Origin of the sequence: Cryobacterium sp. 10I5, from assembly GCF_035019865.1 — a bacterium.
Taxonomy (GTDB): domain Bacteria; phylum Actinomycetota; class Actinomycetes; order Actinomycetales; family Microbacteriaceae; genus Cryobacterium; species Cryobacterium breve_A.
Genome location: NZ_JASJVI010000102.1, coordinates 1 through 10991, shown reverse-complemented (window position 1 = coordinate 10991; position 10991 = coordinate 1). Strand labels below are relative to the sequence as shown.

The window sequence follows — 10991 nt, the reverse complement described above, 5'->3', positions numbered from 1 at the left end:
CTCCCTCCCCTCGCGAGAGTACATAAAGTGCCCTTAAAAGTGGGTCTTAAGGGCCAAAACTGTACTCTCGCGGAACCCGGTGGGGGCGGTACGCGAACGACACGAGCGGTACGAGCGGTACCAGCGGTACGAGCAGAACGAATCACGCACAAGGACGGAAACACGTTATGACGAAGATCACGGTATTGGCGGGCGGGATCGGCGGGGCCCGGTTCACGCGGGGGCTGCTGCACTATCTCGAGGCGAACGATCCGTCTGCGCGGGTGACCGTCATCGTCAACACGGGCGACGACATGTGGCTCGACGGCCTGCGCATCTGCCCCGACCTCGACACCGTGATGTACACCCTCGGCGGCGGCATCAACGAGGAGCAGGGCTGGGGCCGCCCGGACGAATCCCGCCGCACCTCGTCCGAGATCGCGGCGTACGGGCGCGGCTGGTCCTGGTTCACGCTCGGCGACCTCGACCTCGCGACCCACATCGTGCGCAGCGACCTGCTGCGCTCCGGCTCCACCCTCAGCGAGGCCACGGCGTTCCTCTGCGAGCGCTGGCGGCCCGGTGCCCGACTGCTGCCGATGAGCGACCAGCCGGTCGAGACCCACGCGCGCCTCGCAGCGGATGCCGACGAGCACCGAGCCGGGGACCTGATCCACTTCGAGGAGTGGTGGGTTCGATACCGTGCGTCCGTGCCGGTCACGCAGTTCGTCCAGCGCGGACTCGACACCGCGGTGGCCGCGCCAGGCGTGCTCGAGGCGATCCTGGAGGCGGACCTGGTGATCCTCCCGCCGTCGAACCCCGTGGTGTCGATCGGCACGATCCTCGCGATCCCGGGCATCCGCGACGCCCTGCGGTCCACGCCCGCCCACGTCGTCGGCGTCTCGCCGATCATCGCCGGCGCCGCCGTCCGCGGCATGGCCGACTCGTGCCTCCAGACCATCGGCGTCGCCACAACCGCGGCGGCCGTCGGCCTGCACTACGGCGCCCGGTCGACCGGCGGCCTCCTCGACGGCTGGCTCGTCGACGAAACGGATGCTGCGGCCCTGCCCGCCCTCGCGGCCGCCGGCATCCGCTCACTCGCCGTGCCGCTCTGGATGCACGACGTGGACACGACGGCCGAGATTGCGGCAACATTGTTCCGAGTGGCGTCACCCGCGCGGGGGATACACTAAGTCAGGCTAATTATTTCCCAAGCTAACTAATTTGCCCCCGGTTCAGCGCTCGATTCCGGTCGGCCTACCGGAAGGACCCTACTGTCATGCCCGCACATCTCGACTCCGTGTTGCACGGCGGCTCGATCACCGCCGTCGTCGGAGCAGTCTCCGGTATGCCGACCTTCATCCCCGCGCTCATCGCGGTCGCCCTCATCGTCGCGGCCGCCGTCGTGATCGTTCTGGTCGTTGTGCGGCACCGCGCGGCACGCCGCACCGCCGCCACCACCAACGCCACCCCGACCGCCACGGGCACCCCGGGCCACCCGGCCAACGCGGCCACGAACAACGCAGGGGACGCCCCGCACATCTCCGCCGGCCTGGCCCCGGCCCCCGCGGGGAAGGCTCCGGGCAGCACCCAGCCGACCACACCCGGCCCCGATGCCGCCCGCGCCGCAGCACCCGTGCCCGCCTCGGCCACGGCCACGGCCCCGGCCCCGGAATCATCCGCTGTCGCCTCCGCGCCCGGCGCACCCGTGCCGTCCCTGGTGCACCCGAAAGCCGAGCCCGTTGTCATCACTACGCCGCACCCCAAACGGACCCTCGCGACGATGACGATGCCGCTCACGACGGCGATCCCGATCGTGCCGACCACCGCCACCGGCTCGGTAGCGACCGGCCGAAAGACCGTGCTCGACTACATCGACGAGCGCACCATCGTGCTCGACGTCGACGAGACCGACCGGGACCGGATGATCCGCACCCTCGCCGGCATGATGAGCACGACCGGTCGCATCACCGACGTCGGACTCGTCGCCCAGTCCGCCTTCCGGCGGGAGACCCACGGCACCACGAGCATGGGCAACGGAATCGCGATCGCGCACGCCAAGTGCGATGCGGTGCTCGCTCCGGTGCTCGCCTTCGCGCGCAGCAAGCACGGCATCGACTGGAACTCAGCGGACGGCGAGAAGGCGACGCTGATCTTCATGATCGCCGTGCCCAAGGCCTCGGCGGGAACCGAACACCTCCGGGTGCTGTCCCAGCTCTCGCGCTGCCTCGCCAAGCCGGCGTTCCGCGCCGCGATCCAGAGCGCGCAGACCCCGGCCGCCGTGCTCGAGGCCCTCGCGATCAGCGCCAACCTCAAGAAGCCCGAGCACCCCCAGGCCTGACTCCGTCGGGCCGTCCTTCCCGCGAGCCCCGTGACGCCCACTGGTCGCCCGCCCCACCGGGGGCTAACTCAGGAGATCCACCCCACCGACCGCAGAAACCCCGCGGACCAGTGCGGCCGATCCACCCCGCCCCGGAGAATCTCCTGAGTTAGCCACGGCCGAGGGCGCACTCCTCCCGGGGCGACGTTCCGCAGAGCCCGGCGCGGCTCAGGCGCGGGCGCGGATGCGTGGGGCCAGGTCGCGCTCGAAGGCCGTGAGGAACCGCTCCTGGTCGTGGCCGGGGGCGTGGAAGACCAGGTGGTTGAAGCCGGCGTCGATGTACTGGCCGATCGCTTCGACCGTCTCGTCGGGGTCTGAGCCGACGATCCAGCGCTTCGCAACCTGTTCGATCGGCAGGGCGTCCGCGGCCGCCTCCATCTCCGAGGGATCGGTGATGTCGTGCTTCTGCTCCGGCGTGAGCGACAACGGCGCCCAGAACCGGGTGTTCTCGAGCGCGAGCGCCGGGTCGGTGTCGTAGGACAGCTTGATCTCGATCATCCGGTCGATCGTGGCCGCATCCCGCCCGGCCTTCTCCGCGCCGGCCGCGACCGCCGGCAGCAGCTTCTCGGTGTACAGCTCCATGCCCTTGCCCGAGGTGCAGATGAACCCGTCCCCCGACCGTCCCGCGTAGCCGGCCACCAGGGGTCCGCCCGCGGCGACGTACACCGGGATACCGCCCTCCGGCCGGTCGTAGATGCTCGCGTCGTGGGTGCTGTAGTACTCGCCCTCGAAGCTGACCTTGTCTTCCGACCAGAGCGCGCGCATCAGCGCGATCGACTCGCGCAGCCGGGCGTAGCGTTCCTTGAACTCGGGCCAGTCCTGGGCGCCGGCGCCGCGGAAACCGGTCGCGACCTCGTTGAGGGCTTCGCCGGTTCCGACGCCGAGCATGATCCGCCCCGGATAGAGGCAGCCGAGCGTCGCGAAGGCTTGCGCGATCACCGCCGGGTTGTACCGGAACGTCGGCGTCATCACCGACGTACCGATCTGCACCCGCGTCGTGCGCTCCCCGACGGCCGCCATCCAGGCGAGCGAGAACGGTGCATGCCCGCCGGTGTGCCGCCACGGCTGGAAGTGGTCGCTCACCGCGACCGATTCGAAACCGTGCCGCTCGGCGGCGACGGCGATCTCGACCAGTTCACGCGGGGCGAACTGCTCGGCGGAGGCCTTGTATCCGAGTTTCAGAGGAAGCATGATGCTCATTTCTCGAGGGGGCTATCTGCGGACGGGACGATGACAGGGTCTGGCACGGCGGCGGGCACGTCGGGCGCGTCGCGACGGGCGGATGCTGCGGCGAGCAGCGCGGACGTGTGAGGTCCCGCGCCCAGCCGTTCGATGAGTGTCAGGTCGGCCGGGGTGTCGACGTCGCGGCGGATTCCGGACCGGGCGGGCAATGCGAGCGGAACGTGCCCGGCTGCCTCGTGCGCCGCACGTGAGCCGGAGCCGAACCGCGGGCTGATCGGCGCCCCGGCGAGCGCGAGCAGCATCGTGGTTCCGGTCTCATCGGCGTCCGGCACCATCGACAGCTCGTGGTGGGCGGCGAGCGCGAGCGCCCGTTCGACGTCGTCCGCGGTGAGCGCGGGCAGGTCGCCGGTCACGACGGCGCGATGGGCGGTCGGGAACTCCGCAGCGGCCGCGGCCAGTCCCACATCGATCGCGGCGTTGAGCGGGTCGGCCGGGTCACGAACCTCGGCGACGATGTGCGCGCCCAGGCGGGCGAGTTGCGCGCCGAGGACGGTGTCCCCGGTCACGACGAAGACGGCGAGGACCGGGGCGGCTGCGGCGAGGGCAGCAACGGTGTCGAGGGCGAACGCGTCGGCGAGCTGGGCACGGTCCGTGCCGGGGCCGCCGAGGCGCGTCTTCGCGCCCGGGTTGCCCTTGACCGGAACCACGACCACCCAGTTCACGGCAGGTCCGCTTCCGCGGCGGTGAGTCCGGCGGCCAGTCCGGCAGCGTAGCCCCGGTCATAGCCGAGGACCTCGGCCTCCGCGCTGCCGAGCCGGAACATGTCGTTCTCGCTTGGACGCAGCAGGATGGCCGCGCCGCGATCGACGACCCCCGAGCCAGCGGCGACGGTGTCCACGGCAGGGAGCGGCAGGACCAGCCGGCCGAGCCCGCGGATCACGGCGACCGGGTTTCCGCTCGCCTTGCCCTTGACGAGGTCGGCGGCGCCGGCGATCTCGTCGCCGACGGCGGGCGCGGTGACGTCGAGGCGTCGGCCGTGGGCATCCGTCGTACCGCGCAGGTCGTCGAGCACGGCGACACCGGCCGCACCGATCGCAATGTCGGTCTGGCCTTCGCGCCAGGGGCGTCCGGCAGTGTCGGTGATGACCACGCCGAGCCGAAGCCCGGTGTGCGCCCGCAGCGCGGTGCAGAGAGCGCGGGCGGAGGCATCGGGATCGACCGGGAGCAGCAGGACGAAGCCCTCGGGGGTGTTGCTCGCGTCGACGCCGGCCGCGGCCATCACGAGACCCTGCCGGTTCTCGACGATGCGGGTCACGCCGCCGGGGTACGCGCGGGTCGCGACGACGCGCACGGTCTCGTCGGTGATCGCCTGCTCACGGTCGGCCGCCGCGCGCAGGCGACCCTCGGCCTTGGAGACGATCTTGCTCGTGACCGCGAGAATGTCGCCGTCACGCAACAGGGTGCCCGCCGCGACTCCGGCAGCGACGGCGGTATCCGCGACTTCCGCGGCGACGGCGATCAGCCCGGCGAGGTCGTCGCCAGCCGCGACCTCGGGAATCCCCTCGAGGGCGAAAACGCTCAGTTCGCCGCGCACCGGTCCCGCTTTCCGCTCATCCTTCGATCCTGTCATGTCCCGTAACCACGCGGAGGTCCCGGCTCTTCCCGAGGTGTCGCAGATCGAGGTTCCCACGCCCCGCGAACGTCGATGTGCGACACCTCACGAGACACCCTCGTTCGCGGGGCGAAATTAAGTTAGTTAAGCTTATGAAATTGAGCTGTGGTGTTCACGGAGATTCCGGTCGACCTCGGCCCGGAAGGACTCTCGAGCCATGGCCGAACCCCTCACCGTGACAACAGCACCACATCGACTCCTGATCCTGGGGATCACGGCCTGCCCCACCGGCATCGCGCACACATACATGGCCGCCGAGAAGCTCGCGGCCGCGGCGGCGGAACTGGGTTACGACATGAAGGTCGAGACCCACGGCTCCGTCGGCGTCGAAGGCACCTTCAACCAGGCCGACATCGACCGGGCAGACGCCGTCGTGATCGCGGCAGACACCAGGATCGACCCGTCGCGCTTCGCGGGCAAGCGGATCGTCTCCGTCGGGGTGGCCGACGGCATCCACCGCCCCGCCGCGTTGATCCGGGAGGCCCTCGCAGCCGAGCCCTCCGCGGCCGCCGACGGATCCGACGGCTCCGACGGCTCGGGCGGGGAAACCCGCGCCTCGAACGCAGGCAAGACAGACTTCGGCGGCACCCTGTACCGCGCCCTGATGAACGGCGTCTCCTACATGATCCCGTTCGTCGTGGTCGGCGGCCTGCTGATCGCCATCTCGCTCTCCCTCGGCGGCGAGGCGACCCCGAAGGGACTCGTCATCCCGGAGGGCAGCTTCTGGCTGACGATCAACCAGATCGGCGTGCTCGGCTTCACGCTGATGGTGCCGATCCTCTCCGGTTTCATCGCCTATGCGATCGCCGACCGGCCCGGGCTCGCGCCGGGCATGATCTGCGGCTGGATCGCCACGACCGGGTCGTTCTACCACTCCGAGTCCGGGGCCGGCTTCATCGGCGGCATCGTCACCGGGTTCCTCGTCGGTTTCGTCGCCCTCGGCATCAAGAAGATCCCCGTGCACCGCTACATCAAGCCGATCATGCCGATCCTCGTGATCCCCGTGCTCACGACCGTGATCGTCGGCGGCGCCTTCGTGCTCGCCCTCGGCCAGCCGATCAGCTGGGTCTTCTCCACCATGAGCACGTTCCTCACCGGCCTCCAGGGCGGCAGCGCGATCGTGCTCGGCCTGATCCTCGGCGCCATGGTCGCCTTCGACATGGGCGGCCCGGTCAACAAGACCGCGTTCCTCTTCGGCAGTGCCCTGATCGCGACCGGGAACCCCGCTCCGATGGGCATGGTCGCCGCCGCGATCGCCGTTCCGCCGCTCGGGATGGGCCTGGCCACCCTGATCCGCGGCCGCTACTTCTCCAAGCCGGAGCGTGAGGCCGGGATCGCCGCCCTGTTCATGGGCTTCTTCGGCATCACCGAGGGCGCCATCCCGCTCGCCGCTGCCAAGCCGCTGCAGGTCATCCCCGCGAACATGCTCGGCGGGGCCGTCGCCGGCGGCATCGCAGCCCTCTTCGCGGTCACCGACTCCGTGCCGCACGGCGGACCGATCGTCGCCATCTTCGGCGCCGTCACCGGGGTGCCGATGTACTTCGCGGCGCTGCTCATCGGCGCCATCGTCACCGCCCTCGTCTCCCTGCTGCTTCTCGGCATGTCCGCGCGCAGGGCGGAACGCCACACCCCGCAGGCCGTCGGGTCGGCACCGGCGGTCGTCGACCCGACGCCGACGAACGATTCCCCCGTTCCGGCCTCCGCCCTGGCCAGTACGTCGCTGGCGGATGCCCCCACGCCAGCCCCGAAAACGGTGCTCGACTACATTGACGAAGACACGATCGTGCTCGACGCCGCCGAGACCGACCGCGACGCGATGATCCGCAGCCTCGTCGGCCGGATGGGCACGACCGGCCGCGTCACCGACGCGGGCGTCGTGGTCCAGGCGGCCCTCACCCGCGAGAGGGTCGGCACCACGGCCGTCGGCGACGGCATCGCCATCCCCCACGCCAAGTCGGACGGCGTCAGCGGCCCGATCCTGGCCTTCGCCCGCAGCAGGCACGGCGTCGACTGGAACTCGCCGGACGGCACCCCGGCCACGCTGATCTTCCTGATCGCCGTGCCGGAAGCGGCGGCCGGAACCGAGCACCTCAAGGTGCTCGCCCAGCTGTCCCGCGCCCTGATGAAGCCCGCCTTCCGCGCCACCCTCCAGACCGCATCGACCCCGGCAGACGTGCTCGCGGCACTGGCCGCCCAGGTCGGACCGAAGCAGTCGACGCCCGTCGCACCCTGAGGCCGGCACTCCAGCACCCTCATCCCTGAGGTGTCGCAGATCGAGGTTCCCGCTAGCGACGAACATCGATCTGCGACACCTCAGGGGGCGGTGCGCGCCAACGCGACCTGCGGCATCCGTCAAATAGGCTGGGCGCATGCGCATCGCCACCTGGAACGTCAACTCCATCCGAGCCCGCTCCGCCCGCGTCGTCGACTGGCTCGTGCGCGAGGACATCGACGTGCTCGCCATGCAGGAGATCAAGTGCAAGCCGGAGCAGTTCCCCTCCGACATCTTCGAGGAGGCCGGCTACGAGCTCGCCATCCACGGCCTCAGCCAGTGGAACGGCGTCGCCTTCGCGAGCAGGCACCCCATGACGGATGTCGCAACGAGCTTCCCCGGCATGCCTGGCTTCCTCAAGGGCCAGGAAGGCCCCGGGCTGCCGCTCGAGGCCCGTGCGCTCGGGGTCACGGTGAATGACCTGCGGCTCTGGAGCCTCTACGTGCCGAACGGGCGCGCGCTCGACGACCCGCACTACGCGTACAAGCTCGACTGGCTCGCGAAGCTCGACGAGCACACCCGTGAGGAGCTCGCTGCCAACCCCGATCTCGCCCTCGCGCTGATGGGCGACTGGAACGTCGCCCCGCTCGACTCCGACGTCGGCGACCCGACGCTGGTCCCCGGGGTGTCGACGCACATCTCACCGCCGGAACGGGCCGCCTTCGAAGCCTTCGCCGCCGCCGGGCTGACCGACCCGGTGCGCCCCCTCGTCCCGGAGGGCTTCACATACTGGGACTACAAGCAGTTACGGTTCCCACGCAACGAGGGCCTCCGCATCGACTTCATCCTCGGCTCACCGGCGTTCACCGACCTCGTCACGGACGCCAGCATCCATCGGAACGAACGCAAGGGCGACGCACCGAGCGACCACGTGCCCGTCGTCGTCGACCTCACGCTCGATGACGAGGACGACGACCGCCCGATGATCTTCTGACCCCTCGCCGAATGACGCGGCCGTCGGGGATACTGGAAGCATGTCTTCCGTATCGCCGGGGAACGACGGCAATCCGGCGCCGGCCGGGCCGTCCGATTCCATCACCGTCTCCATCACGCGCCGCGTGCAGCCCACCCGGATCCCCGAAGCGACCCGGTGGGCCCAGCAGGGCATGGACCTCGCGAGCGAGTTCCCCGGGTTCCTCGGCTCCGGCTGGGTGCGCACGAGCGCGGACTCGCTCAGCTGGCACATGCTCTACCGTTTCGACAACTCCGATTCACTGGATGCCTGGGAAGGCTCCGACGAGCGCGCCGAGTGGCTCGCCCAGGGAGTGGACTACATCCTCGACGCCCGCGTACAGAAGCGCACCGGCATCGAAGGCTGGTTCGACACCCCGCAGGAGGGCGCCGACTCGAGCATCTACCAGCCCTCGCAGTGGAAGCAGACCGTCGCGATCGGCCTCGGCTTCTTCCCGACCAACGTGGTCTTCACCTTCCTCGTCACGCTCGCGATCCCCGAGTGGGGCGGCTTCCCGGTCGTACCCCGCATCCTGATGACGACCCTCGTGATGGCGCCCACGATGACGCTGCTCGTGATGCCGTGGATCACGCGGTGGCTCCGCCCGTGGCTGACCCGGCCGCCGGCATCCGCCTACCGCCGCCCGCGGGTGTAGCAGCCCGGGCTGCTAGGCGACCGGCGCGAGCAGTGCGGCGACCACGATCAGCGCCGGCACGGCGGCGATCGTGGTGATCAGCACGGTGTCGCGCGCGACGACCGTGCCCCGGTTGTACCGTGCCGCGAAGTTGAAGACGTTCTGTGCGGTCGGCAACGCGGCCACGCTCACCACGGCGAAGAGCTCCGCGGGTGAGAGGTCGAAGACGAACCGGCCGAGGGCCCACGCGACCGCGGGCATCACGGCTATCTTGAGCACGGCGGCGAGCACGACCTGTCGCCGGCCCGACCCCGGCCGAAGCACCCGGTCGCCGTGCAGCGACATGCCGAACGCGAGGAGGACCATCGGCACGCCGGCCCCGCCGAGGATGTCGAGGGGAGCGAACACGGCCTCCGGGATCGGGATGCCGAACACCGCCACGATGAGCCCGCACAGGGATGCGAGGATCATCGGGTTCCGGAGCGGCTGGGTCGCGACCGACCGGAACGAGAGGCGCCCGCTCGTGGTGACGTCCAGGATGCCGAGCACGATCGGGGCGAAGAGGAGCAACTGCAGCAGCAGCACCGGGGCGACGTAGTGCGCGCTGCCGAGCACGTAGATCGCAACGGGCAGGCCGATGTTGTTCGAGTTGACGTAACTGGCGCCCGCCGCACCGAGCACCGTCTCGGAGACCCGATCCCGGCGCGGCACCACGCCCGGTCCCCGGCCGCGGCCGAGGAACCGGCTCGCGACCAGGTACAGGGCCACGACGATCAGCACGCTGCACAGGGTGGTCAGGAGGAACCGGGAGAACACGACCCGGACATCCGTGCGGCTCAGCACGGTGAACAACAGCGCGGGCATCGCCACGAAGAAGGCGACCCGGTTGAGCACGAACCCCGCCGTCGGGCCGGCGAACCCGGCACGCTCGATGAGGTAGCCCATCAGGATCACGAATCCGATGATGGAGAACCCGACCAGGACGCCGCTCATTACTCCCAGATTAGGGGACACTTCCGCTGTCGCGACAGCCGATTCCTTGCCAGCGGTCACGCCGCCGCCGTACGCTCGAAGCATGCCTCATCTCAGCGTTCCGGGTGCGTCGCTTTACTACGAGACCGAAGGCGCGCTGTCGTCGCCGGCGATCCTGCTCCTGCATGCCGGGATCGCGAACCTGCGCATGTGGGACCCCCAGGTCGCGGCTCTCGCCGCCAGGCATTTCGTGGTGCGCTTCGACGCACGCGGCTTCGGGCAGACCTCGACCGAGAACGTCGCGTTCTCCAACCGGGCGGATGCCGTCGCCCTGCTCGACCATCTCGGCATCGCGTCCGCGACCCTCGTCGGCTGCTCGCGCGGAGGGTCGATCGCGATCGACATCGCCGTCGAGAGCCCGGACCGGGTCGCCGGGCTCGTCACGATCGGGTCCGGCCCGAGCGGTTTCCCCGAGGTCGAGCTCACCGAGCTCGAAGACGCCCGCTTCGACGAACTCGATGAGGCCTTCGACGACCGCGACTGGCACCGGCTCGCCCGGCTCGAGGTGGCTCTGTGGGCGATCGGTCCGACACGCGACGAGAAGTCCCTCGACCCGGAGTTCGTGGCGACGGCCTACGCGCTCAACCGGGTGAACGTCGTGCACGCCGAGGAGAACCCGATCCCGATCCCCCTCGAACCGCCCGCGAGCAACCGCGTGATCGACATCGAGGTTCCCGCTCTCGTGACGGTCGGCGAGTTCGACGTGACGCCCGCGCTCGCCCAGTACGAGTACCTGCTGTCGACGCTGCCCTTCGCGAGCGGCTGCACCTTCCGCGACACGGCCCACCTGCCGAGCGTCGAGCTTCCCGACGAGTTCGAGCGCGTGCTCCTGGACTGGCTCACCTCCAACGGCCTCTAGCCCGTCCTCCCCCGCTCCGCCCGGCTCCGCCC

Annotated in this window: 10 protein-coding genes; 6 read left to right on the top strand and 4 right to left on the bottom strand. The window is 70.2% G+C overall.

Features of this window, described 5'->3' with window-relative positions; all coding sequences use genetic code 11:
• Positions 1-167: 167 nt before the first annotated feature.
• Both cofD and QN350_RS17355 read left to right on the top strand, forming a co-directional pair.
• Positions 168-1169: a 2-phospho-L-lactate transferase gene (gene cofD, locus QN350_RS17360; RefSeq protein WP_323503682.1), complete on the top strand. Its 1002-nt coding sequence runs from the start codon at positions 168-170 to the stop codon at positions 1167-1169.
• A gap of 86 nt (positions 1170-1255) precedes the next feature.
• Positions 1256-2317, top strand: coding sequence for a PTS sugar transporter subunit IIA (locus QN350_RS17355; protein ID WP_323516963.1), 1062 nt, complete (start codon positions 1256-1258; stop codon positions 2315-2317).
• Between the two features lie 207 nt (positions 2318-2524).
• On the opposite strand, the gene fgd is transcribed toward QN350_RS17355, so the two are convergent.
• The 3 genes from fgd to cofE are packed head-to-tail and all read right to left on the bottom strand — an operon-like array spanning position 2525 to position 5168.
• Entirely contained in the window at positions 2525-3547 is a 1023-nt protein-coding gene (gene fgd / locus QN350_RS17350) for a glucose-6-phosphate dehydrogenase (coenzyme-F420) (protein ID WP_323503684.1), read from the bottom strand.
• A gap of 5 nt (positions 3548-3552) precedes the next feature.
• Positions 3553-4260, bottom strand: a complete 708-nt coding sequence (gene cofC, locus QN350_RS17345; RefSeq protein WP_323503685.1) for a 2-phospho-L-lactate guanylyltransferase — start codon at positions 4258-4260, stop codon at positions 3553-3555.
• A complete protein-coding gene (cofE, locus tag QN350_RS17340) occupies positions 4257-5168 on the bottom strand; it encodes a coenzyme F420-0:L-glutamate ligase (RefSeq protein WP_323503686.1) in 912 nt (303 codons plus the stop codon). The genes cofC and cofE overlap by 4 nt, the downstream gene beginning before the upstream one ends.
• Before the next feature lie 199 nt (positions 5169-5367).
• Between cofE and QN350_RS17335 the strand changes: the two genes are divergently transcribed.
• The 3 genes from QN350_RS17335 to QN350_RS17325 all read left to right on the top strand — a co-directional run bounded on the left by QN350_RS17335 (position 5368) and on the right by QN350_RS17325 (position 9089).
• Positions 5368-7443, top strand: a complete 2076-nt coding sequence (locus QN350_RS17335; RefSeq protein WP_323516960.1) for a fructose-specific PTS transporter subunit EIIC — start codon at positions 5368-5370, stop codon at positions 7441-7443.
• 136 nt (positions 7444-7579) lie between these two features.
• Complete coding sequence (locus QN350_RS17330; protein WP_322138628.1) at positions 7580-8416, top strand: exodeoxyribonuclease III; 837 nt, start codon at positions 7580-7582, stop codon at positions 8414-8416.
• A gap of 40 nt (positions 8417-8456) precedes the next feature.
• On the top strand, positions 8457-9089 hold the full coding sequence (locus QN350_RS17325) for an antibiotic biosynthesis monooxygenase (protein ID WP_322138627.1): 633 nt from the start codon (positions 8457-8459) through the stop codon (positions 9087-9089).
• Between the two features lie 12 nt (positions 9090-9101).
• Here QN350_RS17325 and QN350_RS17320 read toward each other — a convergent pair whose 3' ends face one another.
• Positions 9102-10061, bottom strand: coding sequence for an AEC family transporter (locus QN350_RS17320; RefSeq protein WP_322138626.1), 960 nt, complete (start codon positions 10059-10061; stop codon positions 9102-9104).
• Between the two features lie 82 nt (positions 10062-10143).
• Here QN350_RS17320 and QN350_RS17315 point away from each other — a divergent pair, with 82 nt between their 5' ends.
• Positions 10144-10959 carry an alpha/beta hydrolase gene (locus QN350_RS17315; protein WP_322138625.1) on the top strand — a complete coding sequence of 272 codons (816 nt, stop codon included), beginning with the start codon at positions 10144-10146 and terminating at the stop codon, positions 10957-10959.
• Positions 10960-10991 lie beyond the last annotated feature (32 nt).